Source organism: Psychrobacter sp. Ps3 (assembly GCF_022129275.1).
GTDB lineage: Bacteria > Pseudomonadota > Gammaproteobacteria > Pseudomonadales > Moraxellaceae > Psychrobacter > Psychrobacter submarinus.
The window spans coordinates 1-24,885 of record NZ_JADQAL010000025.1; the positions used below are offsets into that span (position 1 = coordinate 1).

Genomic DNA, 24,885 nt, shown 5'->3' on the forward strand with positions numbered 1-24,885 from the left:
CTAGGTCTTTTTTTCACCTTGCATTTGGTATTGCACTTCATGTGTTAATCTAAGTTTTAAAAAAGCGGTTATTGCATTTTTTTGCTGGCTAAAAAATAAGTACGCGCATCCGCTTGCGCGCGTAATTCGCCTAATAAAGTGGGCATATCCTCGCTAGGCTCTTGCGTATTTAGTAAGTCACTAAATACCTCGTAAGCAACAGTGGTCATAGCGACTACGCTTTGTAGTAAATGCTCAATGATATCGTCATCGAGTCCTAACACTTCGACATCAAGCGCGTTTTTGTAGCGTATCTCACCATCGCTGACATCCATCTCTAGATTACCCACGACCATATCGTAGTTGATTTGGGTCATCAGTAACATCGCCGCACTTTGATGACTCTCTGGTATCAAAAACGGTAAAATCCCATAAACCGCGAGTAAACGCTCTTTTTCTTGGACTCGAAATAAGTAGCCGCAGTCTATTTTTCGGTTTCTCATCCGCAGTGATAGATAGTGCGACTGCTGAGCGTCCGAGATCCTAGGTTTGTAGTGCGTATAATGCCAGTGTTTACTACGAAAATAGAGCTTTAAATAATCGATAATCGGCGTCTGATTTGGGCTATTACTATTAATAGAATCTTTGCTTAAAGATGCTCGCTTTGAGAAGTCCTGTCTTGACGAGGCCTTAGTCGTTTTGCTGGTATTAATATTATCGGCTGCGCGATTATTTTTATTGTCATCCTTTGCACTCTCAGCGCGCAAGCTTTCAGGTTGTTTTCTGTCCGCGCCAATAGCAATGCTATCATTGTCAATATTGTCAATATTGTCAATATTGTCTTTATGGTCAATATTGTCAGCAGGACTGCTGTCTTGCGGCGCGCTACTGGTGAGTAGCCGCTTGAGTTTTTGCCATAAGCTGAGTTTAGACTTACTATCCATAGTTTTGTCTTATAAGTTTGAGCTGATTCAGAAATAATCCATTATCTTCTAGTCTGTAAAATAATAGCAAATAAGCAGCTATTAGTCTTTTGTCGCAAATATTTGTTGAATATTAGGCTGCTCATAAAAGGCCTGCAACATATCGCGTAGATGCGCGCTCAGCCATTCGCTATTGATAGCATCCTCGATGATAGGCAATAGCGTAGGAGTGAGTTTAGATACGGCGAGCTCATCAATATTGACGCTAGCGGCTAAGGCTGCGATAGTGTCGCCTTGATGATTGTCGTACCAAGTCTCGACACTCGCCGCGACTAAACTGCGCAGATAAGGCGAGAGGCGCAGACGATTATAGCTTTGCTGCACGCTGGCTTCGATGTGCTGAATACTCCCATTATCAGGATCGTTGTCTAAGTAGGTTTGTAGTTGGCTCACGGGCTGATCTTTGATACGAGCCCAGCCCATTACGAGTAGCCTTGAGACTTCCTCGTTAGATAAGTGCGCTTGGGCGTTCGCTTCTGCTTTATTGGTTAAATCCTTGATATTACGGTGTAAATAAGTTTGCAGTTTTTCGTCTAAGTTACGATTAGTGGCTTTTTCAAAAGAGCTGCGACCCATTTTCATCAGCTTACCGACGCCGCCCGCTTTATCTAACGTGCTTTCCATAAAGTCGTTGATGGCGTGATACAAGGTTTGAGTCAGCAGATCGGCGAAGGTGTCATTACCGATGAGCGCGTGTATCAGTCCGTTACGCTGCTGCTGATGACTGCCGATATAATTCGCTAGCGTCTGTACTTGCGTCTCATCGACAAGCTCAGATAACGGCACGTTGTCATTGACAGGATGATAAATCACAGTCTGCAGGATAGCTCTAATATCGGTGCGCATGACTTCAGTCATCGGCTGAGTGAGGAGCCAGTCATTAATGAGATGCTGCAAGTCCTCACAGCTTAGGTATTGACGCATTGGCTGGGTACCAAGCCATTGCCAAGCGTCATCGACCAGCGGCTTAGCTTGCTGACAGAGCCACTGCTGCGTAAACTCAATCTGGGCCTCGATTAGCTTATGAATTGAGGAGTCCGCCAGCTGCTCTTTATTGGCATTATGACTGGGTGAGTTGCCCTGTAAAGTATCAAGCGTAGAGTTGTTTGTAGGCTTTGATGATGTTGTATCTATTGTTGTATTTGCGGTCATATTTACAGCCATATTTAAAATTATGAGATTCGACTATTTGCTATACTATAGGTTTGCAGTGGTGGTATTAGCATAGCGTATTATGACATGAAGGTAACGGATGTTTTTAATGAATGTTTGTGCGAGATGCTTGTGAGGATTGTTTATAATCAGTTTGTAGATTACAGACCGTTTCTCAAGCGAATGCTAAAATCGCTACGAGCCTGAGTATTGAACTGTGAAGGCAATACTCAGGCAATAATAGATAAGAGGTTTCGATGGACGAGTCATCTTTTTGTGCTACTCAAACAATGCCGGTGTTAGCGCTTAACAATGTGACCGTACAACGCGGTGAGACGCCTTTGTGCGCGGGCGTTGATCTGCAGTTAGCAGCTGGCGATATTTGTCATCTTATTGGTGCTAATGGTACGGGTAAAACCACCTTGCTGATGCAGCTAGCAGGTCTATTGCCAGTATTAACAGGGCACATAGACTATCTAGGTCAGCAAGGTTTGCCAGTGCAACCATTATACGTCTCGCATCAGCTCGGTATTCATCCCAATCTCACTGTGGCCCAAAACCTAACTTTTTTGCTTAATCTATATGGTATAACGCCAAGCGTCTATGATATTGATGAAGCTTTAGCTTGGGTGGGTATGCAGGGTTTTGAGACCATCAGCTCAAGCCACTTATCCGCTGGGCAGACGCGGCGTATTACTTTAGCCCGCCTTTACCTATTGAGCCCTGATGTCACCCCTTTGTGGCTACTCGATGAGCCGTTTACGGCACTCGATGTCGATATGGTGGCGCGAATGCAAGAGCGCTTACAAGCGTTTGCCGCGGCAGGAGGAGCGATAATAATGACCAGTCATCAGGCGGTCGGTGTGGCCAATCAAGTGCTGGACTTGTCAGCGTATCTTGACTTGTCAGAACATGAGTCACTAGAGCCTGATTTATCAGATGACGAAGATTTAGATATACCGTAATGGTTTTAGGTAACGACTGTTTTGCAGTAATGACAATGCTAAACAATGCTAAGTGATGCCAACCAATGCTTATATTAAGCACGGGCTATGTTCAATATATGATGCTAGGTGTATAGGATAAAGGGCTAGAAAGGGTAACGAATGACGGAGAGCCGCATACAAAATATAAATAGTGGCCATATCAATAATGATGGCGATGCTAATATTGGCGATATAAATAATGCTGCTCGCACTATTGGCTTCATGCAATTGTGGCGTCGTGAATGGCAAGTCAAGCAGCAAGGCGCGGTACAGTGGTTATATCCATTAGTACTGTTTTTGGTGATTGTGACCTTATTTCCGCTTGCCGTCGGTAGCGAGCCGCAGCTATTGCAGCGCTTAGGGGTGCCAGCGGTGTGGATTGCCGCTTTACTCTCCTTAGTTATGGGCGTTGATGGACTGTTCAAGCCTGCACTCGATAACGGCACGCTTGCGCAATTGGTCGTCGCCAAAGCCTCACTACCGTTATGGGTGCTGATGCGCCTCACCATTCATTGGCTGTTTAGTAGTGGCATTGTGGCGTTACTGAGCTTATTAGCGGTGCCTTTATTTGGCCTGAGTTGGTTTGAGGCAGGTATTTTGATGGCATCGATTGCTGTTGGTAGTCCGATGCTGCTGATGCTCTCGGCGATTGCGAGTAGCTTAACGTTATCCCTAAAAAACGGCGCGGTGCTTGTACCTCTGATTGCGCTACCGATGCAGCTACCGGTATTGATTTTTGCGACGGGTGCAGTGGACTTATTTGCGACGGGCCTCAATGGTTTGCCTATTTTGGCGTTACTCTTAGCGGGTAGCATAATCTCCGTACTGGTAATGCCTTGGGTGATTGCGATGACGCTGAAAATGTCTTGGCTGAATTAAATTAATCAAGCGCTTTAGCGATGAGCTGTGCGAAAGTTTAGGCTTTGAGTTTACAGCGTGGTTAAAAGCGCCAACTTTGCTATAATAGAGGATACTCGTTTTTGCTGGTGACCTAGCAACGATAAGGTGAGCAAAAAACGACTATAAACAAGGCGTTAGTGATAATGACTAGCTTATCGTTGCTAGTTTATCTTACTAGCTTTGTTAATGATTACTCTCTCATAAGCCTGCTTCATTTACTTGCTGTGTAATAGGTCTAATCCATGCCCAACCTCAACAATGTCTCATCGCCAAATGTGTGGCAGCGCCTTTGGCAAGGTTTTTTGATTACTGTAGGGACTAAGCAGTTCTTTCGTATCTTTTCGCCTTGGGTGAAGTGGCTTAGTATTTTGGCGGCTATTTGTCTGGCTATAGGCAGCATTTGGGGTTTGGTCTTTGCGCCGCCTGATTATCTGCAAGGCAATAGCTACCGAATTATTTTTATTCATGTTCCTGCTGCCAGCCTTGCGATCTCCATCTATTTTGCCCTTGCGGTATTAGGGGTGATCTTTATGGTGTGGAAGATAAAGACGGCAAGCTTAGTGGCGCAAGCACTCGCGCCTTTTGGGTTTTTGTTGTGCGTGATTAGTTTACTTACTGGCTCAATTTGGGCCAAGCCCACTTGGGGCACTTACTGGGTGTGGGACGCGCGTCTGACCTCGATGCTGATTTTGGCATTTTTGTACGCAGGGGTAATGGCGTTATTTGCTGCGTTTGAGCATACCTCTAATCGCGGTAAAGCCGCCGCCATTTTATCCATCGTCGGCGCGGTGAATCTGCCGATAATCAAGTACTCAGTGGAGTGGTGGAATACGCTACATCAAGGCGCAACCTTTACGCTGACCGAAGCGCCAAAAATGTCAGCAGACATGTGGCTGCCATTGCTGCTCATGGTGATAGGTAGCTATTTATTAGTAGCAGCGCTTGCGATCTATCGGACCAATACCCTAATCTTAAACCGCGATCAAAGCAAAGCTTGGGTCAAAGAATACATCCGCAATCAACGTAAATAGTAACAACTTAAATAGTAACAACTTAAATAGTAACAACGTTAATAATATCAAAATGTTCTGAGTGTTTTAGCATCGCGCTATTGTAGTTTACGTTTTAAAGTACCTTGAAAGTACATTAGGAGAACAAATGCAGCCTTACTTTTATAGCCTCTCGGAGTTTTTTGCTATGGGTGAGCATGGCGTTTTTGTTTGGTCTTGCTGGGCGATTACTGTTGGCCTAGTTTTGGCTTTTATTTTCTATAGCCGCGCGCAAAGAAAGACGCTACTAAAACAGTTAACTATTCAACAAGCGCGTCAGGCGCAGCGCCATTCTAGTAAGCCGCCTAGCGCTGCGACCAAATAAAATGTCTGCCAGCGCTTCTTAATACTTCTTAGAATTCCTTAGGACTGTATAGTCCCTTTAGTGACAGTAGTTTCCCAATGATTAGGTTTGACCGCAGCAGTTTACTCAGGTTTTATCGGTTTTATTGATTTGTACCAGCTACGCTACCATATAAACGTTATAAAGCTACTATAGTTAGCTCAAATATAGTTAGCTCAAAATAAAGTTGTTATAAATTTGAACGCGCTACTATTGGTATAAATTTTACTTGCGTGCTGTTATCTTTCGATGCTGCTTAAAATTCATCCCAGCAGCGCTATGACATTTTATAGTGAATAGACTACAGTAAGATTTACTGCGCAAAATAGCTATTTTATAAAAGAGGTAAGATATGAACGCCGTTCGACGTAAAAAGCTTATGTGGGTTATGTTTACGCTAGCAGGTGCGGCTATCGCTGTGGTGCTTGTCATCTATGCTATCGGACAGCAAACAGATTATTATTTTGATCCGACTGCGATTGCTCAAGGTGAAGCGCCGCAAAATAAGCGTATTCGCGCAGGTGGTATGGTCGTCGCCGGTAGCGTACAACGTGCTCCTGATGACCCTTTAAGTGTGCAGTTCGCTATCACAGATTTTGCAGAGACGGTTCCGGTCACTTATCAAGGTATCTTACCAGACTTATTCGCTGAAAATTCAGGCGTTGTCGCTACGGGCAAAATGCAAGGCGAAACCTTTGTCGCCGGTGAGGTCTTGGCTAAGCACGATGAAAATTATATGCCTGTTGAGGTGGCGGAGTCTTTAAAAGAAAATAATCGTAAGGGTCTGGCTCCTGCCTCTGAGCAGTACAATCCTGCTGAGCCTATCCATAAAACGGAAACGTTACAGCAGTAAAACGGCTATTAAAAACTTAGATACTAAAAGCTCAGTTCGCTGCAATAAAAGAGCCACCGATACTTATATCGGTGGCTTTTTTGCGTTCAAGGGTTTTATTTTCAAGAGTAGTTGGCCTATTAAAACAAACCTTTAAAATCAGTCGTCCCATTGTGGTGAATAGTCAGGATGCTCGATTTTACGGCCATCGCTACGGGCCAACTTGCCGATCTGCTCTAACTCATCAGCACTGAGCTCGATCTTAGTGGCGTCTAAGTTACCTTGCAGATGCTCAGGGTTAGAGGTCTTAGGAATAGCGACGCGATCTTTATCTGAGAGTATCCAAGCCAATGAGACTTGCGCTGGCGTGGCATTATGGTTATCAGCGATTTTTTGAATCACTTCATTATCGAACACATCACCGCGCGCTAGGGGCGAGTAAGCTTCTAACAAAATATGATGATTATTCAAAAAGGTCTGTAAGCTGTCTTGCTTAATAAACGGATGAAACTCAACTTGGTTGACGACGATTGGCACATCAGCGTGTTTTTTTGCCTCTACTATGTTGGCAATATTAAAGTTAGAGACGCCAATATGACGAGTCAGACCTTGTTTTTGTAGCTCGCACAGTGCAGGAATGGTCTCAGATAAAGGCACACGGTCATCTGGCCAGTGCAATAGCAGCAAATCTACATAATCCGTATCTAAATCTTTTAGCGATTGCTCGGCGGCGGCTTTTAGCTTCTCAGGTTCAAACTTCATATCATCTGGGAAGATCTTAGTGGTCAAAAAGAACTTATCACGAGCCACGCCTGATTGCTTGATACCTTCACCGACCTGCTTTTCATTACCGTAAGCTTGCGCCGTGTCTATGTGCTCATAGCCCATCTGCAGCGCTTTGCTGACGACTTCAACACAGTCGTTACCTGTAGATTGCCAAGTCCCTAGTCCTAATACTGGAATGTTAGCTTGCCCTGCCGTGCGAATAGTATAGTTTTTTGTGCTCATATTATTATCCTTGTTGCCAAAAATGTTTATCCACTATAAAAAAAAGCGACTCTAAGCGAAAGGGCAGCTGACGCTTTTTTACAAAGTACGAACAGCTTGTAACGTCTCTTAAAGTCTAGAACCGAATTGGCATAGCGACATAGATAATAATGAGTCTTTGTATTTATAAATCCTTACTCGTAAAAGGGTTTTATATTTGTACATATAAATTTTGAGATCATATAAACCGCGATTTACCGGAAAATGAATCAAGAGCTAGGCATCAAAAAAACGCCCACTACTAGAGTAGTGAGCGCTGCTCATGTTATCTGCTTGAAACAAAATTGTTTACATATGAATGTGCTATCGATGCAAATTTTACCTGCGTGCTGCTATTTTTTGATGCTGCGTCAAATTCATTCAAGTAGCGCTACGATACTCTTAAAGCAATTGAACGATAGTCATTTCAAAATAAAATGCTTAACTTACTCAGCAGCAACTTCACCAGTAGCAGACGCCGTACCAGCAGTCGCGGTCACTTCGTTGCCATTAGCATTCCAAATCTTTGGATATTTATAGCCTGGGAAAGAGTCATGCGCGTACGCTTTGAAAGCTTCAGAGTTATAAGCATTCGTGACGTCTTTCACCCACTTTTTATCAGCGTCGGCTGACTTAATCGCTGACCAGTTGACATAGTTAAAGCTTGGCTCTTGGAATAACGCTTCAGTTAGCTCAATACCAGCATCGGTTGCATAGTTGCCATTGATAACGGCAAAGTCCACTTCATCGCGCGCGCGTGGCAGCTGCGCCGCTTCTAATTCAACGATATTGATATCGTATTTGCTATTATCAGCGATATCTGTTTTGGCTGCGGTTAGCGGATCGATATTGTCTTTTAGGGTAATCCAGCCCAGATCATCCATCATCACTAGCGCACGAGCGAAGTTACTTGGATCGTTTGGCGCTGAGACGCTCATACCCTTATAAGCGTCTTGCAGGTCACTCTTTTTACCCGAATAAATTCCTAGCGGCGCGGTTGGCACCTGAAAGACTTCGATCAAATCTAGGTCGTTTTCAGTCTTAAAGGTATCGAGATAAGGCTTATGCTGAAAGATATTGATATCTAAGTCGCCATCAGCCAAGGCTAAGTTCGGACGGACATAATCTGTAAAGGTAATGAGCTCAACCTCATAGCCTTGCGCCTCAAGTGAGCCTTTAACTTGGTTACGTACCATGTCAGCGAAGTCGCCTTCGGTGGTACCAATGGTGATTTTGCTGTGCTCAGGATCGATATCGGTCGCCGTTGTAGTCTCGTTAGTTGGCGCTTCTTTGGTCGCTTCTGGCGCTGAGGAGTTATTACAGCCGACTAATACGAGGCCTGAGACGCCGACAGTGGCAAGTCCAAGCGCTAATTGGCGGCTGATATCTGTTAATTTCATAAATTATCCTTAATAAAAATGCATTAGGGGTCACGGCTTGTCAATCAGTCATTAAAACAATGATTAGAGTAGAGTCTGTTGGGTATTCACAATCAAGCAATGCTGCTAAATAACCTGTGCGTAAAAAGAGCACAAAAGTAACTTTAGTACCTTATAAAGTCAAGCGTTTTGCTTATGAGTAATCTGCATCAAAGGTGGCGTATTATTCATAAGCTTGTGCTCAGCAGTGAGAGTCGATAACTCCTTTTTATCAACGTCTTATTAGCACTAGCGTTGACCATAAGCGTTGACCATAAGCATTGATCATAGTGCTTTGACAAAAAAGGCTAAGACTAGCGCTTATCTAAACGCGTCGCGAGCCAATTACCAAAGGCTTGAATCGAGATGACCATGACAGAGAGCATGATGACGATAAACACCATGACTTCGGTCTGATAGCGATAGTAACCGTAACGAATGGCTAAGTCGCCCAAGCCGCCGCCGCCAATCATACCAGCCGCTGCAGAAAAGGAGAGGAGACTGATACACAAAATAGTCACTGATAATACGATACCTGAGCGTGCCTCATTAAGGAGCACTTTGATGATGGTAAAGGGCCGAGCGCCCATAGATTCGGTGGCTTCAATGATTCCGCGCGGGACTTCGCGCAGGTTTTGTTCTACCAAGCGCGCAAAGTAAAAGGAGCCAGCGATAGCCAGTACCAAGGAAGCGGCAATCGGACCGATACCGGTACCGACAATAGCTTTGGTTAAAGGGCTCATCGCAATCATCAAAATCACGAACGGAAAAGCGCGCATAAAGTTCGTGACGCCGCCGAGCACCCCGTATAATGCTTTGTTTTGTAAAAACTGCCGGTCACTCGATAAAAACAAGAATACGCCGAAGAGTCCGCCGATAGTCACCGCCGCGGTGGTAGAGATACCAAGCATAATAAAAGTATCGAGGGTAGCCTGCCAGATCTCTTTTTTTAGAGCCAGTAACTTATCAATCGAGGCGGATAATTCAGCACCAGTCAACATATCTATTTCTCTTGCTTTATTAGGTTATCGCTAATCTTCGTGGACTAAGCCTTGGCCTATCGGAGTGGTGGCTTGAATCAGACCGTCTCGGACTTGAGCAACTTCAAGTAGCTGTCCTTCGTGCAGGAGAGCGGCCCGATCGCACAATCTACGAATGACGCTCATCTCGTGAGTGACAATGACAATAGTCACCCCAAGCTGCTGATTAATATCACGCAGGCAGGTAAGTAAGCTGCGGGTAGTAGCAGGGTCGAGTGCACTGGTAGGCTCATCAGCAAGCAATACTTTAGGGCTCGGAGCAATCGCGCGGGCGATACCGACACGCTGCTTCTGACCGCCTGAGAGCTGCGCAGGGTAATGACTGGCGCGGTCGGTGAGATCGACAATGTCTAAACATTCCATGACGCGTTTGTGAATATCACGACTAGGATACCCTGATACTGTTAGATTAAATGCCACATTGTCAAAGACCGTACGATTCGACATTAGATTAAACTGCTGAAAGATCATCCCAATGTTATGACGAGCGATACGTAAATCGCTCGCCGTTAAAGTGGTCAAATCCGTACCATCAATGATGACCTGTCCATTATCGGGACGCTCTAGCATATTGATTAGGCGTAGTAGGGTTGATTTGCCCGCGCCAGAATAGCCCATGAGACCGAAGATCTCACCTTGTTTGACCGTCAAAGAGGTCGGCTCAACAGCAGTAAACCAATGTGCCTTACCATCGGCCCCTTTTATGGAGCGGTCGCTCATAAAGCTTTTGGTCACATCATTTAGGACGATCATGTCACTCATGGAATGCTCAAAATTTGATAGAGAATAAAGTAAATAAGGACTAGCGTTAACGATAGAATAAGGGGCGGTAATATAGCATAATATTGAGTGATATGGCACAGGCAATTGTCAATCGTGTAGTACAAATACGAGGAATCATGCAAGGGGACGACAAGCCGCGGCAAGTGCTGCCAGGCTCATAACCTCTTATCATCAGCGCTTGATGTTAGGCTGCACGCTTTGACTGTCTTTATAGCTATAATGCGGATCATGCTTGACCGGTATCACCACCAAAAAACGAGTGTGCCCGTTGATAGTATCTGTCAAAATACGGCCTTGATGCGCGTTAACGATTTGTGAGACTAGCGATAGCCCTAAGCCTGAGCCTTTCTTCTTTTGCTGCAAACGTACAAAAGGGCTGAAAATCTCTTCGCGCTTATCTTCAGGGATACCCGAGCCCTCATCAATCACCGCGAGAACGGCATATTTAGGTGCAGGGCGCACAGGCTCTGCTTTGGCTTTTTTGAGGTGTTTTTTGAATAAGCCTTCTTTTTTTGGAGTGGTCGTTGTCTCGCTCTTACGCTCATCAGTATCTACTTTTACGTCTGTCTTATCGTTATCATCCGCTTTTCTTAGTGCGCTATCGTTAGCAACTAATTCAGTAGAATCATGGCTAAGCGGCATAGGTTGACTGACACCTTTCTTGACACTGGTCTCACCATTAGCTAAAAGTGTCTTGGAGGCGGCTTGCCAAGTTGCATTTTGCATATGATCTATCTGCTCAGCTGTGATCTGCGCGGAGCAAGAGAGATAAACGCTATCGATAATAGACGAGTGCGCTGATACTGATGTTCGTTTGAGACTTTGTGTCAAAGCGTCTGTTGCCTCGTTAGTGGCTATGTCAGCGCCGCCGTTATGGTCTATAGACAGCTCATCATTGATAGGATTAATGCCGATACTCTCACCATTACGATAAATAGGTGGCAGAGGTGCTGGCGTATCTTTCTCTGCCGAGTTACTAAAAGTATGGTCGTCAACAGGCGAGCTCATAAAACGATCAAGCTCATTACCTAGGGGCTGATTGGAGTTATCTAACGTCTCATAATCCTTGTCGTCCAAGCTATCATAATCAGCAAAGCTACTATTGAGTACCGATTGCAGCAGATAGTCAGGTACGTTGCCTGCCTCTTCGATCTGCTGCACGCCATATAAAAACACGGTAACAGGAGGCACGCCGTGGAGCATCGCATTATTAAGTAAGTTACGGATCAGGTGAGTCAGCATCGCCGATTGACCATCGATAATTAAGTGTTCACCAATTAGCGTAGCTTCAGAATAGTGCTGGCGCTCCTGATTGATTAAATCATACAGATCTAGACGCTCAACTTGCTGCAGCACATGACCGGCGTCCAAGCGGCTGACTAATAAGATACTCTCCACCAAATCATTAAGACCTGATAGGTCGCGATTGATAGCTTGCGCGCGTTTATCAAATTTGGTTTTGATGTCATTTGGCATCGCGCTTGCTAGCATATCCATCATCTCGATCTGCAAACGGATACGGGTAATAGGGGTGCGTAGCTCATGTGAAGCGTGGGCTAAGAGTAAGTTATTAGCATTGATAAGATGCTCAATCTTTTGCGCCGCCTGATTGAAGCCATGCGCGAGTGAAGCAATCTCATCATTGCCGCGAGCATTGACCCGAACGCTAAAGTCGCCGTCACCCAATTGAATCATTTGCTGGCTTAACTGATTGATTCGCCAAGTCATGGTCCGGGCAATCCACCAAAGAACGCCCGCCATAATCATTAGCAGCAGCAGTGTACCAGTAAAGAGGTTAAGGACGGCAGAAAGTACGGGTTTTTTGGGTGGTAAGCGCGACTCATATAATAAGGTATAGCCTGTGCTACTGTAGACTTGCGCTTGCTGGTTGGGCGGAGTATCGGCAAAGGAGGGAAAAACACGAGTCATCAAAGAGGGTTCTTCAGGTAGCAGCAAGGGCAGATCACTATTGTCCGTCTGCATCAGTAGATGACCGTCGTTGTCATATAAGCCCATCTTCGCTTGCAGGGACTCATCAAAGATATCGAAGCTTTTTTTGACCACCGCTAGCATGAAGCGAGCTTGCAGGCGATTATCTTTGCTGACAGCGACATTCAAATCGTTCAAAAAAGGATCTATCTGCCCAAGAATTTGTGTCGCTAAGACTTCTGAGCGGATGCCTGCATCTTTATCGTGCACCAGCTGCGTCAACAGCACCATAGCGACTGCAAATAAGGTAAGTGCCAGCATGACACTGGCAAATAACTTGGCAAAAACAGAACGAAAACCGAGCTGCTGCATTAAAGAGTCTCTACTATCAGGCAAGTATGTATCCTAAGTGTATAGCTATTGGCATACTAGACATACGTATACTAAGCATATCATACCTGATCAGTGGCAAATTGATAACCAACGCCGCGTACCGTAATGATGCGTTTTGGCTGACGTGGGTTGTCTTCGATTAACGCTCGCAGACGCGAGATATGTACATCAATGGCGCGGTCAATATTGTCTGAGCTATCATCGTTAGGCATCGCTTGCCAGAGCTGCTCGCGGTTCAATACTTTGCCTGAATGAGTGGCAAAATAATGCAATAGTTGAAACTGATGCGTCGTCAAGCGTACCGGCTGATCGTCGATAGTGACTTCGTGGCTATCAGGAAAGACGCTCAAACGGCCAAAGGTTAAGCTGTCTGATTGACTATCTGCTTGGTTTGGTTGCTCATGGCGACGAATCACTGCACGAATACGAGCCAACAGCTCACGTGGCTCAAATGGCTTAGCGATATAATCATCAGCACCCATCTCAAGTCCTAAGACGCGGTCAGTCGTATCTCCTTTGGCGGTAAGCATGATAATAGGCACCTTATTGGTGATATTACTATTACTGCGGATTCTTTGACAGACTTGCATACCATCCATGTCCGGCAGCATAAGATCGAGCACAACCAAATCGATATCGCGCTCTTTGGTGTCTAAAATATCTAACCCTTCTTGACCAAGACCGGCATGATGGACATCGTAATAGTTCATTGTTAGATAGTCGCTAATAAGCTCAGCCAAATCTGGATCATCTTCAATCAATAAAATTTGCTTACTCATGGTTCATCTCCTAAAAATACTCTCAGTGATAGATGCTTAAATAGATATTGCCATCATTTTAATAAGTACTCTTTTATAAGGGCTACGTCATTATTATTTATAGTCAGCTCTTTCGTACCTTTTGATTCAGCGCTTTTATTAAAGACAACGCTTTACGCTTAACCTTTAATAGCTAATATTTTGAAACTGATATTTTATACCTAAGGTTTTGCACTTAGTGTTTTTACCTAAGCTTCATATCCAATCATCAGTTTGCCAAAAAAGCACCTGAGCAAACAAGACGCGCTTTGTTAATATTTCTACACAATGTAACTGTCTATTTAAAACTGCAGCTTTACTAAAGCATTAAGGAGTCAAAACGGCGTCAACGAAGCGGCTTCAATCAGTGACAGATCTGTCACTGAAAGCTGCAAGATCAAAAAAATATGCATTGGTAACGTTAAGAGATAACCACTTTTTTACCTGCAGATTCCACTGGTAAATCGGCTAAACAAATCAAGCTATCATTGTTAACCCCAGCAATCAGGTACTGTTCTGTGTCTGGATTGTATTCGATGATCTCGACAGGCTGGCGAGTCAAGCGCTGATCCTGCTTGACGATCCAAACGTTTGCAGTAAGCGGTGTTATAGGCTGATAAGGAGGCCGTTTTAAAGCGCTCAGATCAGCATCGTGTATAGCGAGCTCAGGGACGATAGTACCTACCGCTATTTGACCATAATTAACGCGGCCTGTAGCAATCATACCTGCCTTAAGACTACCTTCGCGGCTGGCATCGTTCTTTAATACTTGTACATGAACTTTTAGTTTATTTGGGTCATCGCCAACGCTCAGCTTACTGATTTGGCCGGTATATTTTCTAGGATGGCTTTGAGTACTGAAATTGACGTTCTGACCGACAGAAAGCTGTGGTTCAGCTTGAATAGGCAGGGTTGCAATAAACTGCAAATGAGTGTCATCTGCTAAAGATAACAGCAGCGTACCAGCTGCAAGCTTATCGCCACTAGCTACCGGCAGCGTCGTCACTCGTCCAGCAAAACTGGCCCGAACGATAATAGCAGCGTTTTGTGCTGTTGTTTGTGTGCTCGGCTGCGACTCTGGTTGTTTCTCTCTTTTTATAGCAGGGGTAGGGGCAGATTGCGGGTTGGCTTGCTTCGCGCCTTGTTCGCTAGCAGTCTCGTTACTTAATTCAAGGTTTGACTCAACCTTTGGCGATTGAACAGTGTCAGCAAGTTTAGTTTTAGGTTCTTTTACAGCAGGTCTCTGCGCTGGTTGGCCATCAGCGTTACCGCGACTTGTCACTTTGTCGTCCGACGAGTCAGTAATGTTTTCAGTGGTATTTGCAATGGTACTGTTATTTATATTGTCGCCTAGCTTCTTATCTGCATTTACACTATCGCCAGCTTGCTTCTTAGCTTCGTTATTATGAGGCAGTGACCCAGCGCTGCCAGCAATGTTATTGTCGTCGATATCCTGTAGCGCCAAGATAAATAGGGGCGTACCTTCTTCCACCCATTGACCTTGTTGAACCAGCACCTGTTGTACAGTGACTGCTTTGGCAGTGACAAACTTTGATTGTTTAATAGGTTCTATCTCGCCTTGTAGGCCAAGGCTTGGCTGATAACGAGAGGACTTAAGGTTTAAAATACTATCAGCAGATAAGGTAACGGTATCGTCATTGATTATAAAAGATAAGTCTGCGTCCTCGCTCATCGGCTCACTTTGCGCGATCGCCGATTGACTCGTATCTTCGGGCGGCTGACAGGCTGTCATTAGCAATATACTGATAAATAAAGCAGTATTTTTGTGATAAGAAAAACGTATCATATCAGTCACCGTTGACAGCAAATAGCTAAGTTAAAAGGAATATAGAGCCATATTTTAGGCTAAAGTGTCTAAAAAGTGACTTGGGCGGTTTTATTAATTGCAATTCAATCTTGTATTGTTAATACTTTGTTTAGTATATTATTAAATAATGATAACTTTCGTCTTATATAGGTAACTTATCTTACACATTTATAGTAGTGCAGTTAGGTTGCCGTCATATTACAACAGTTAGTTTTGGATAAATGTATGAATGTTATACAGTTGATATGACTCTAATTATAAACAAAATAACAAAGTAGATAATAATAGCAGCATAATAAGGCAAAATATCAGCTATTTATAGTACCCTTTATAGCATCTTAGCTATAACTAGAGTCTAAGCTATAGATAGTAATTTTAAAGTTTATAGGATAGTAATGATGGACAGTAATTTTGAAGGGCTAACCGTCATGGTGATTGATGACTCAAAAACCATGCGCCGTACCGCAGAGACCTTGCTAAAAAAAGCAGGCTGCGAGGTGATTACCGCTATTGATGGCTTTGATGCGTTAGCAAAAATTGTAGATAACAATCCAGATATTATCTTTGTTGATATTATGATGCCGCGTTTAGATGGTTATCAGACTTGTGCTTTGATAAAGAACAACCCTAATTATGCTGATAAGCCCGTCATTATGCTATCGTCTAAAGATGGCTTATTTGACAAAGCTCGCGGGCGTATCGTTGGCTCTGATGAGTATTTGACGAAGCCATTTAGTAAAGATGAGCTATTTGAAGCTATCAGTCATTATCGCTAATTGCTTTTGGGTTTTATAGATTATACTCCCCACTCATTTTGGCAAATTTTTATAACAGATCCTACGGATACTCATTACAAAGGAAACAATCATGACCACTGTTTTAGTCATTGATGACTCGCCGTCTGAGATGGCAAAATTTCGCGACATATTGGCTAAAAATAACTTTCAAGTTATAGAGGCTACCAATGGTATCGAAGGCTATCAGATGGCTACCGAGCATGTACCAGATGTGATTTTGATGGATGTCGTCATGCCTGAGATGAATGGTTTTCAGGCCACTCGTAAAATCACTCGCGATCGTACGACCAAGCATATACCAGTAGTCATTATCAGCACCAAGAGTCAAGAAACAGACAGAGTATGGGGTAAGCGTCAAGGCGCAACCGAGTATCTGACCAAGCCTATCAACGAGCTTGAGCTTATGCGCATTATTCGTAAAGTTATGGAGTAAGTTGTGGCTTCTAGAGGGTTTATTGAGCTATTGCGTCTGGCTGATTTGGCTAATGCGCGTAGCAGCGGTCGTCAGGGTAGAAAAGACTATGATTGGCGCGGGGTGGTGTTTGAGAGTAGTGGTCAGCGTTTGGTGGCGCCTCTAGGTGAGGTGGCGGAGATACTGACGATGCCTGAATACACTAGCATGCCGTTAGTTCAGCCTTGGCTACTCGGTATCGCCAATGTACGTGGACGATTGTTACCACTGACAGATTTGGCAAAGTTCTTACAGACGCCGAGCAGCTCAGCTCAAGACAGCTCAAGAAAGGTATTGGTCATCGATCATCATACAGTATTCTCCGGTCTCATTGTCGATAAAGTCTTAGGCATTGAGCAGTTCACCCAAGATCAATACCGGCCGGAAGCTCTGCCTAGTGATTCAGCTTTTGCACCTTATAATCATGGTAAGTTTCACAAAGATGAAAAAGATTGGTTTGTTTTTATGCCAAGCTTACTGGCGCAAGATAAGCGCTATATAGATGCCGCCATATAAGTGTGGTCGCAAGTTTTAACCGTTAAAGCTTGCGGCTATCGTTTTTGAAATACGCTCGTTATATTAAATATTAACAGCGAGATAAATAGAGCAAAGAGTGGATTCAGCACGCACAATGAGTCAATTCAGTCATGATATAACTTAGACCACGGTTTGAAAGGAATAAGCACGATGAGTGATGTTATAAAAAGTCCTAATACTGGTGCCAGTAACCAAACACCAGCTGTAAAAGAAGCTGCAAGCAAGTGGAGAGTTGTATTAGCCGTTTTTGCTTTAGTGAGTGTGGCCTGTTTGATATGGCTTGTCAGCTCACTGGCGTCAATCAGCCAATATGTGACTGATTTTAATCAGCTGATATCTTTGCCTGCTATTATCTTTATAGTCGCGCTAATCGGGGCAGCTTACGCTTTGTCACGGCTGCTTAAAGAACGAAGTGCCAATGAGCGCTTATTGATTGAGCAAGAAACGCTGCGTCGTCGCCAAGAGGCCAATGTCGAATCAGAACGCTCAAGTCAGATCCAAGAAGAAAACGAGCGTAACCAGATGGCTATTTTGCGCTTACTTGATGAGCTCGCCGACTTGGCAGATGGTGACCTGACAGTGAATGCTACGGTATCAGAGGATTTTACAGGGGCGATTGCTGACTCTGTTAACTTTGCCATCGAGCAGTTACGTGAGCTGGTATTGGTTATTAATGAGACGGCGGACCGAGTCACAAACTCTACCGAACAAACTCAGGTTAACGCCGTCGAGTTGGTGGAGGCTTCTGAAAACCAAACGCAAGAGATTGCCAGTGTCTCTAAAGCGATTAACGAGATGACCATCTCAATTGATCAAGTTTCTAACAACGCTACTGAGTCGGCGAATGTTGCCCAGCGCTCGGTTGCGATTGCTCATAATGGTGCAGAGGTCGTTCAGCGTTCGATAGAAGGTATGAACGTCATTCGTGATCAGATTCAAGAAACCTCTAAGCGTATTAAGCGTCTAGGTGAGTCCTCGCAAGAGATTGGGGATATCGTTAGCTTGATTAACGATATTGCTGATCAAACTAACGTTCTGGCATTAAACGCCGCTATTCAGGCATCGATGGCAGGGGAGGCTGGTCGAGGCTTCGCGGTCGTTGCTGATGAAGTACAGCGTCTAGCAGAGCGCTCAGCCAACGCCACCAAACAGATCAAAACTTTGGTAAATACCATCCAGGCCGATACCAGTGAAGCGGTGACTTCAATGGAGTCAACGACCTCTGAGGTCGTCCGCGGTGCTCGCTTAGCAAAGGATGCAGGTGAGGCCCTAGAAGAGGTGCAACAGGTATCGAATACTTTGGCCGATCTAATTGAGAGTATCTCAAACACTGCACAGCAGCAGGCCGCATCTGCCGGTCAGATCTCTAATACCATGACGATTATTCAAGGCATTACCTCACAAACCTCCTCAGGTACGATGGCAACCGCGCGCTCAGTCGGTGAGCTAAATGAGATGGCAGCCGCCTTGCAAGAGTCAGTGACTGGTTTCAAAGTCTCTAATGATGAAGAGCATTTTGAGGATGTCGAAGAGATTGTCTAGTGCCTTGACCTTAAAGGGCAATACAGGCATTTGGTATCTAGACTACTACTGAGGGTAGAAGATGAGCCACAGCTTATCGTCATCGCGCTATTTTTATAACGGCTTTGGTCATTATAGTTATAGTCTGACAACGAGTCTTTGTGGCCGCTTCGCTGTCAGTCAGTCAATACTGGATAAGACTCGCAATATAAACGATTTGGGGCCACCTTATGAAAAACCAGCCTAATGATATCGCGGCGCTAGGATCATTGCTGCCTTTGTCAAAAGAGCAATTATCACAGCTGTCTGATGGCTGGCAGAGCAGCACGGATGCTACTGCTGAGCAGATCACCCAATTTTATAGGTCGATTGGCTATTTTTTGACTAAGGCGAATGAGCCTGACTATCCTCCTAAATACTCGCCAACAAAACCTCTAAAGCCAAAGCAGTATCAGCAGCTATTGACTGGATGGCGGCAGCGAGTGCAGCAGCTATTAAATACCAACAGCAACGATCCTGCATCCTTGACGGCCCTTGCAAAAGCTTGTCATTACTTATGGCAAGGCGTTGATCTATCTCAAGAGAGCGCTAGTAAACAGCAGCGCTTATGGTACTTAGCGGAGCTTTGGCTTCGGAATTTAGCGCATAACCAAGAACCTCTACCACAAGATTACGTGCTCTTATTATCAGGGTTAGATCAGCTGCTTGAGACGAGCTATCAGCAGACTGCTACTCAGCAAGAAATAGACGCTAAAACAGTAGGAGAGTTAGACCAACGCTCTTTTGCTCATCTACTCGATAAGCTGCTGGTGACGGTTTATATTAATATGAGCACGCTTGCTACATTAGATGGCACATCGCGCGCGCTGATTGAAAAGTTGTCCGTGCAAATGACAATGATGCATAACGATAAAAATGCTAGCTTTGTTGATGCTGACAAAACCCGCTTTGATGACAATAATGCGGCTGCCTTGACAGCTTGGCAAGCGGCGAAAGCGCAAGTGCAGCCTGACGTCTTTGATATGAACGAAGAGATCCGTCAGATCTTTATCGAGGAAGCCACAGAGAGTTTGGCAGAGTTAACGAGCTTATTGCCTGTTTGGCAACAAGATATCCATGACTTGACGCCATTAACGGCGATACATCATAACTTTTATACCCTCAAAGGCTCAGGGCGGATGATTGGCGCTTTTAGCATCAGTGAGATAGCGTATGCTATCGAAAACATACTGATTCATCTACTAGACCAGTCTTTGCCAGTGAACGATGAGGTCGTAAGCTTAGTGGCACAAGCGGTAGAGGAGCTACCGACTTTGATTGCCAACTTTAGCGCCGCTCAGCCGCCACAATTCGACCCTGCTTTGATTATTTTGCAAAGCCATAACTTACTTGCCGGCTTGCCGTTATCTCACGGTATGGAAGTACAAGATGAGAGGGATGAAGCTAATGTGACAGAGGCGTCCGTTTCTGAAACACAGCTGCCATTGCAAGCTCAGCCACCAGTAACCACTGAGTCTGATAATATCGCCGCGCCGCAGATACCGGCTGTACTTGCTCCTTTTGTCGAACAAACAAAGCAGATGCCTGCAGACGCTGATGACGCTGACCCCGACATCAAAGAGATATTCATAGAAGAGGCTTATGAGGTCTTAGAAGAGATCGTGCCGCTTTATGACAATTGGCAGCTAGATGATACAAATGTCGCGAGCTTAACTGATGTTAGACGCGGCTTTCATACTCTAAAAGGCTCAGGCCGTATGGTAGGTGCTAACTACAGTGCTGAGCTTGCTTGGGCATTAGAGTCTATGCTTAATCGATGGCTTGATAAGAGTCTGACGCCATCGGACGATATGAAGCAGTTGGTGGCTGATGTTTTAGCCGCTTATCCTGAGATTGTTAACACCTTTGCGGAAGGCAAGCAGGACTATCCAGCTATGGTGCCACTGTGGGTCGCTGCTGCAAACGCTTATAGTCAGCAGTTGGGCGATGAGTTTAGTTATAGTGCGCTAGCTGCTAAAGACGTGTCGGCAACGAGTGCTACAGCTACAGACAATACGGCTACTGATGAGCTTGCGCCGGTAGATAGTACTATAGTTGTGAGTGATATAGACGATGAGAGTATACAGGATAAGCCAGCTGTTGATGCAGTCAGTAGCGCTGAGACGATGTTAAAAAACATCCACTCTATCAACGATATGATGACCGAAAAACCTATCGTTATAGCACCGCAAAGCGGCGAGGAGCGTGAAATCCTTGATATATTTGTAGAAGAAGCCAAAGAATTATTACAGCAAATTGATGACTTTATTAGTACCCATCAGCATCAGCCGCCCGTACAAGTGAGTGAAGAGATTGTCAGGGCTTTTCATACCCTGCGCGCTGCATCGGGTTCTAATGCGCTGGCCGCTATCAGTGATGTGAGTGCAACGATTGAAAAAAGCTTAGAGCACTTGCAAAAGCACGATACCCCGCTTAGCGCTCAACATATAGAAGCGTTAGCACAGTCGGTCGCGCTTATCAAAAGCTATCTCGACGCTTATGAAGGAAATATCCAGCAGCATTCTTCGACAGCGACTAGCCAAAGTAAGCAAGATGTTGAGTCGCTACAAGCAATGCTAGATAGCTCGGAGGAACCAAACACGCAAACTGATAATGAGCTCAGTATAGAGCAGCTATTAGCATTAGATATCGATACTTTGTTAGATGCAGAATGGCAGTTATCAGAGGCGTTCAATGAGCTCAGTATAGAGCCGCTTAAGGCTTATATCGAGCAAATAGCACAGCAGATCTCGCGCTTAGCAAATAGTACTGCCAAGTCGCCGAAGTTCACAGCGATACTAACCGCGCTAGCTGACAGTTATCACTATCTAACTGATGCGCCGCAAGCGAGTGATGATAGCCATATTCAAGCTGCATTATTGGCCGCGCATACTCATTTGGTGGCTTTATTTGACTCGCTTGCGGGCCGTATGTCGTTCAAAGTTAATCAGTCTATACTCGATGATTTGCAAGCCGCTATCAGCAGTCACCGTCAGCGTCATGCCGGCGAGCTTGCCGCTACTAGCAAGAGTGACGCTGAGAGTAAAGCGCTATTATCAGTAGCAAGCGAGGCTATGGATGTGCAGCCTGTTGTCGAAAGTATCTCAGTAGAGGAGTTACAGTTAGAAGCCGTCAATACCGATGTCGAGCTGTTAGAGATCTTCTTAGAAGAGGCGCAAGAGCTCGATAGCGCGATTGCCCAAACTTTCAATCAGTGGCGTCAAGATGTCGCTGATATCAGCACGCTAAAGATATTGCAGCGTCATTTGCATACCATTAAAGGTGGTGCACGGATGGCGGGTATTCGTAGTATTGGTGATCTGACTCACGCTGCAGAAAGCATCTATGAAGCCTTTATCAATGAAAAAGTGACAGCGACGCTGCAATGGGTCAGTGTCATGCAAATGATACAAGATACCTTGTCAATGCAGCTTGAATACGTCGCGCGTTATCAGCAGTCGTTTTGGACGCGTGATCTCATCGAGCAGCTAGATGAATTTGAGCAGCAAGGCGAACTACCGCAAACCGTTACGCTAAAATTACCAATTCTCAAGAATCCTGCGCAGACGGCAACAGCTGATAGCGAGAATCATATAGAGCCAACCGACGCTGCTGAAACCATTAGCTTAGAGGCGTTGATAGCCAACTCTTGGTCAAACGGCTTGCCCGATACAGATATCTTGGATGTTTTCTTAGAAGAAGCAGAAGAGCTGGTCGAAAATAGCCAAAAGTATCTACAATTATTTTTAAACAATACCAGTGATGTGGCAGCCGTACAGACGCTGCAGCGCGACTTGCACACCGTCAAAGGTGGCGCGCGTATGGTAGCGGCCAATGGTATCGCTGATCTTGCCCATCAGATGGAAAGCGTCTATGAATCGTTAGCGATTGGGCGTCGTCCAGCGACCAAAATTATCTCTGAGCTATTAATCAGCTGTCATGATTGGCTAAAAGATGCGGTATTTGTCCTCAAACATCATATTAATCCTGCTATGCCGACGGCGCTGATTAACGCGTTGCAAGACTTTAGCAAAGACACGCTGTCCTCTAGGCATATACCTGCTGAGTCATTACAGACTGAGATTAGCGCGATATTGGCTGTGCAAGACAAACAGAGCGCGATACGCGGCGACATAGACATCCGTCAGATGCCAGCTATGTCTGGTAGTTTCGCTGAGCCTGAGCGCAGTATGGACAGCAGTGATGAGATGATCCGAATCTCTGGTAGCCTAGTTGAGCGCATGATTAACCTATCAGGGGAGTCGGCCATCAACCGCGCTCGTATCGATATGGGTATGAGCAGCCTGACAGGCAGTATCGGCGAGATGAGCGCTACGGTTCAGCGTCTTGCTGATCAGCTGCGCCGTATGGAGATTGAGCTTGAGGCACAGATTCTATCGCAAATTGATGAAGAGTTAATTCAGACTGAGGATTTTGACCCGCTAGAGATGGATCAGTATTCCTCACTCAATCAATTATCAAAATCATTGTCGGAGTCCGCCTCAGATTTAATCGATATTAATAATACACTGCTCGAAAAAACCCGAGATAACGAAAACTTGCTGCTGCAACTATCTCGTACCCAAACTGAGCTGCAAGACGGTCTAATGAACTCGCGGATGGTACCGTTCTTACGTCTCAAACCGCGCTTAGATCTTATCGTCAGGCAAACCGCAAACGAGCTAAATAAGTCGGTAGATCTAACGATTATTACCGCAGATGACGAGCTAGATAGAACCATTTTAGAGCGCATTACTTCGCCTTTGGAGCACATGCTGCGTAACGCTGTGGATCATGGGATTGAGAGTCCACAAGAGCGCCTAGCAACAGGTAAAGATCGTAGTGGCCATATTACCTTAGAGGTTTTACGCGAAGGTAGCGAAGTGGTCATTCATCTCAACGATGACGGCCGCGGTATCGACGTCAATGAAGTTCGCGAAAAAGCAGTCTTAGAGGGCCTGATTAACCCAAGCGAGTATCAATATACTGATGTTGAGATCATGCAGTACGTCTTTAATGCTGGGGTAACGACCTCAAAGCAAGTCACCCAAATCTCTGGCCGCGGGGTCGGCATGGATGTGGTCGCAAGCGAAATTCGCCAGTTGGGCGGAGCCGTCTCTGTCAGCTCCAAGACCGGCGAGGGTACACGCTTCACTATGCGCATACCATTGACAGTAGCCGTCTCTGACGCCTTGGTCGTCCGAGTAGCGGATCGTTATTACGCTATTCCGCTGATTCAAATCGAGAGGGTAGTCCGGGTTAACCCAGAAGCGCTATACGACTATTATCATTCCAACAAAGAAACCATGCAGATTGAAGATAAAGACTACCGCGTCCGTTATCTCAATGAGCTAATATTGGGTAGTCAGTTCAATGAGCTGATGATGAACACCAATATAAGCCTACCGGTTATCATCGTAAAAAATAGCTCAGGTCAGAATTTAGCGTTACAAGTCGATCAGATTGCAGGCTCCCGTATCGAGGTGGTAGTTAAGCCTATGGGCCAACAGCTGTCGCATTTAGATGGTATCTCAGCCGCTACTATCATGGGCGATGGCTCAGTGATGCTGATATTAGATATCATTGCACTACTACGTCAGTCGACTATTAAGACGGTGACTGCGCCTCAAGCTGCTAAGCCAAAAGCTGATCTTGAAGCGGCAGAGCGCAAACCAACCATCTTAGTCGTCGATGACTCCGTGACGGTACGTAAGGTAACCTCTCGCTTCTTAGAGCGTCAAGGTCTAAACGCCGTAGTCGCCAAAGACGGAGTCGATGCTATGGAGATCTTACAACAATCAACGCCTGATCTAATATTGCTTGATATCGAGATGCCGCGTATGGATGGTTTTGAGGTTGCGACCCAAGTCCGTAATAACCAGCGTTTGCAGCAGATTCCGATTATCATGATTACCTCGCGTACTGGGGATAAGCATCGTACGCGTGCGTTCAAGACTGGCGTCAATGACTATATGGGTAAGCCTTTCCAAGAAAGCGAGCTACTAGAAAAAATTCAAACATTGCTAAATATAAAAATCGATGACAAGCAACAGGCATAAGCATAAAGCTTATATCTGCAGCATTAACGACTGAAAATTAGTA

The 24,885-nt window shown here is 45.1% G+C and carries 18 protein-coding genes and 1 pseudogene; 10 read left to right on the forward strand and 9 right to left on the reverse strand.

Annotation, left to right across the window (positions count from 1 at the left end; all coding sequences use genetic code 11):
- Positions 1 to 68: 68 nt before the first annotated feature.
- Both I3248_RS08615 and I3248_RS08620 read right to left on the reverse strand, forming a co-directional pair.
- Complete coding sequence (locus I3248_RS08615) at positions 69 to 923, reverse strand: YbjN domain-containing protein (protein ID WP_238063318.1); 855 nt, start codon at positions 921 to 923, stop codon at positions 69 to 71.
- An 81-nt stretch (positions 924 to 1,004) separates the two neighbouring features.
- Positions 1,005 to 2,114 (reverse strand): hypothetical protein, encoded by a 1,110-nt coding sequence (locus I3248_RS08620; protein WP_238063319.1) that lies wholly within the window; start codon positions 2,112 to 2,114, stop codon positions 1,005 to 1,007.
- 257 nt (positions 2,115 to 2,371) lie between these two features.
- Here I3248_RS08620 and ccmA point away from each other — a divergent pair, with 257 nt between their 5' ends.
- The 5 genes from ccmA (at position 2,372) to ccmE (ending at position 6,245) form a co-directional block, all read left to right on the forward strand.
- Positions 2,372 to 3,079: a heme ABC exporter ATP-binding protein CcmA gene (gene ccmA, locus I3248_RS08625; RefSeq protein ID WP_238063320.1), complete on the forward strand. Its 708-nt coding sequence runs from the start codon at positions 2,372 to 2,374 to the stop codon at positions 3,077 to 3,079.
- Between the two features lie 243 nt (positions 3,080 to 3,322).
- Positions 3,323 to 3,979, forward strand: a complete 657-nt coding sequence (locus tag I3248_RS08630; RefSeq protein ID WP_238063335.1) for a heme exporter protein CcmB — start codon at positions 3,323 to 3,325, stop codon at positions 3,977 to 3,979.
- A 263-nt stretch (positions 3,980 to 4,242) separates the two neighbouring features.
- Positions 4,243 to 5,031 (forward strand): heme ABC transporter permease CcmC, encoded by a 789-nt coding sequence (gene ccmC / locus I3248_RS08635; RefSeq protein WP_238063321.1) that lies wholly within the window; start codon positions 4,243 to 4,245, stop codon positions 5,029 to 5,031.
- A 127-nt stretch (positions 5,032 to 5,158) separates the two neighbouring features.
- Positions 5,159 to 5,374 (forward strand): heme exporter protein CcmD, encoded by a 216-nt coding sequence (ccmD, locus tag I3248_RS08640; protein WP_025644793.1) that lies wholly within the window; start codon positions 5,159 to 5,161, stop codon positions 5,372 to 5,374.
- 370 nt (positions 5,375 to 5,744) lie between these two features.
- Positions 5,745 to 6,245: a cytochrome c maturation protein CcmE gene (ccmE, locus tag I3248_RS08645; RefSeq protein WP_025644791.1), complete on the forward strand. Its 501-nt coding sequence runs from the start codon at positions 5,745 to 5,747 to the stop codon at positions 6,243 to 6,245.
- Positions 6,246 to 6,383: 138 nt separating this feature from the next.
- Here the strand turns inward: ccmE and I3248_RS08650 are convergent, their stop codons facing one another.
- From I3248_RS08650 to I3248_RS08680, 7 genes are all read right to left on the reverse strand, one after another.
- Positions 6,384 to 7,232: an aldo/keto reductase gene (locus I3248_RS08650; protein ID WP_025644789.1), complete on the reverse strand. Its 849-nt coding sequence runs from the start codon at positions 7,230 to 7,232 to the stop codon at positions 6,384 to 6,386.
- A gap of 464 nt (positions 7,233 to 7,696) precedes the next feature.
- Positions 7,697 to 8,650 carry a MetQ/NlpA family ABC transporter substrate-binding protein gene (locus I3248_RS08655; RefSeq protein WP_238063322.1) on the reverse strand — a complete coding sequence of 318 codons (954 nt, stop codon included), beginning with the start codon at positions 8,648 to 8,650 and terminating at the stop codon, positions 7,697 to 7,699.
- Positions 8,651 to 8,982: 332 nt separating this feature from the next.
- Complete coding sequence (locus I3248_RS08660; protein WP_201601760.1) at positions 8,983 to 9,669, reverse strand: methionine ABC transporter permease; 687 nt, start codon at positions 9,667 to 9,669, stop codon at positions 8,983 to 8,985.
- 30 nt (positions 9,670 to 9,699) lie between these two features.
- On the reverse strand, positions 9,700 to 10,470 hold the full coding sequence (locus tag I3248_RS08665; RefSeq protein WP_201558317.1) for a methionine ABC transporter ATP-binding protein: 771 nt from the start codon (positions 10,468 to 10,470) through the stop codon (positions 9,700 to 9,702).
- Positions 10,471 to 10,662: 192 nt separating this feature from the next.
- A complete protein-coding gene (locus I3248_RS08670; protein ID WP_238063336.1) occupies positions 10,663 to 12,792 on the reverse strand; it encodes an ATP-binding protein in 2,130 nt (709 codons plus the stop codon).
- Between the two features lie 80 nt (positions 12,793 to 12,872).
- Complete coding sequence (locus I3248_RS08675) at positions 12,873 to 13,592, reverse strand: response regulator transcription factor (protein WP_025644780.1); 720 nt, start codon at positions 13,590 to 13,592, stop codon at positions 12,873 to 12,875.
- 439 nt (positions 13,593 to 14,031) lie between these two features.
- Positions 14,032 to 15,417, reverse strand: coding sequence for an HlyD family efflux transporter periplasmic adaptor subunit (locus I3248_RS08680; RefSeq protein ID WP_238063323.1), 1,386 nt, complete (start codon positions 15,415 to 15,417; stop codon positions 14,032 to 14,034).
- Positions 15,418 to 15,836: 419 nt separating this feature from the next.
- On the opposite strand from I3248_RS08680, the gene pilG reads away from it, so the two are divergent.
- From pilG to I3248_RS08705, 5 genes and pseudogenes are all read left to right on the forward strand, one after another.
- A complete protein-coding gene (pilG, locus tag I3248_RS08685; RefSeq protein WP_025644776.1) occupies positions 15,837 to 16,214 on the forward strand; it encodes a twitching motility response regulator PilG in 378 nt (125 codons plus the stop codon).
- Positions 16,215 to 16,305: 91 nt separating this feature from the next.
- Positions 16,306 to 16,668 (forward strand): response regulator, encoded by a 363-nt coding sequence (locus I3248_RS08690; RefSeq protein ID WP_025644774.1) that lies wholly within the window; start codon positions 16,306 to 16,308, stop codon positions 16,666 to 16,668.
- 3 nt (positions 16,669 to 16,671) lie between these two features.
- Entirely contained in the window at positions 16,672 to 17,202 is a 531-nt protein-coding gene (locus tag I3248_RS08695; protein WP_201558322.1) for a chemotaxis protein CheW, read from the forward strand.
- Between the two features lie 492 nt (positions 17,203 to 17,694).
- Positions 17,695 to 18,765: pseudogene (locus I3248_RS08700) on the forward strand (methyl-accepting chemotaxis protein); the annotation flags it as partial.
- A gap of 209 nt (positions 18,766 to 18,974) precedes the next feature.
- The gene (locus I3248_RS08705) at positions 18,975 to 24,842 is read left to right on the forward strand and encodes an Hpt domain-containing protein (RefSeq protein ID WP_238063324.1); all 5,868 of its coding nucleotides are present in this window, start codon (positions 18,975 to 18,977) and stop codon (positions 24,840 to 24,842) included.
- The last annotated feature ends 43 nt before the right edge of the window (positions 24,843 to 24,885 follow it).

What these genes read in the sequence shown, in the direction of transcription:
- I3248_RS08615 (WP_238063318.1), bottom strand. Translation starts at nt 923, where the DNA reads ATGGATAGTAAGTCTAAACTCAGCTTATGGCAAAAACTCAAGCGGCTA.
- ccmE (WP_025644791.1), top strand. Translation starts at nt 5,745, where the DNA reads ATGAACGCCGTTCGACGTAAAAAGCTTATGTGGGTTATGTTTACGCTA.
- I3248_RS08660 (WP_201601760.1), bottom strand. Translation starts at nt 9,669, where the DNA reads ATGTTGACTGGTGCTGAATTATCCGCCTCGATTGATAAGTTACTGGCT.
- I3248_RS08670 (WP_238063336.1), bottom strand. Translation starts at nt 12,792, where the DNA reads ATGCAGCAGCTCGGTTTTCGTTCTGTTTTTGCCAAGTTATTTGCCAGT.
- I3248_RS08655 (WP_238063322.1), bottom strand. Translation starts at nt 8,650, where the DNA reads ATGAAATTAACAGATATCAGCCGCCAATTAGCGCTTGGACTTGCCACT.
- I3248_RS08675 (WP_025644780.1), bottom strand. Translation starts at nt 13,592, where the DNA reads ATGAGTAAGCAAATTTTATTGATTGAAGATGATCCAGATTTGGCTGAG.
- I3248_RS08680 (WP_238063323.1), bottom strand. Translation starts at nt 15,417, where the DNA reads ATGATACGTTTTTCTTATCACAAAAATACTGCTTTATTTATCAGTATA.
- ccmA (WP_238063320.1), top strand. Translation starts at nt 2,372, where the DNA reads ATGGACGAGTCATCTTTTTGTGCTACTCAAACAATGCCGGTGTTAGCG.
- I3248_RS08690 (WP_025644774.1), top strand. Translation starts at nt 16,306, where the DNA reads ATGACCACTGTTTTAGTCATTGATGACTCGCCGTCTGAGATGGCAAAA.
- ccmC (WP_238063321.1), top strand. Translation starts at nt 4,243, where the DNA reads ATGCCCAACCTCAACAATGTCTCATCGCCAAATGTGTGGCAGCGCCTT.
- I3248_RS08665 (WP_201558317.1), bottom strand. Translation starts at nt 10,470, where the DNA reads ATGAGTGACATGATCGTCCTAAATGATGTGACCAAAAGCTTTATGAGC.
- I3248_RS08650 (WP_025644789.1), bottom strand. Translation starts at nt 7,232, where the DNA reads ATGAGCACAAAAAACTATACTATTCGCACGGCAGGGCAAGCTAACATT.
- ccmD (WP_025644793.1), top strand. Translation starts at nt 5,159, where the DNA reads ATGCAGCCTTACTTTTATAGCCTCTCGGAGTTTTTTGCTATGGGTGAG.
- I3248_RS08620 (WP_238063319.1), bottom strand. Translation starts at nt 2,114, where the DNA reads ATGACCGCAAATACAACAATAGATACAACATCATCAAAGCCTACAAAC.
- I3248_RS08630 (WP_238063335.1), top strand. Translation starts at nt 3,323, where the DNA reads ATGCAATTGTGGCGTCGTGAATGGCAAGTCAAGCAGCAAGGCGCGGTA.
- pilG (WP_025644776.1), top strand. Translation starts at nt 15,837, where the DNA reads ATGGACAGTAATTTTGAAGGGCTAACCGTCATGGTGATTGATGACTCA.
- I3248_RS08705 (WP_238063324.1), top strand. Translation starts at nt 18,975, where the DNA reads ATGAAAAACCAGCCTAATGATATCGCGGCGCTAGGATCATTGCTGCCT.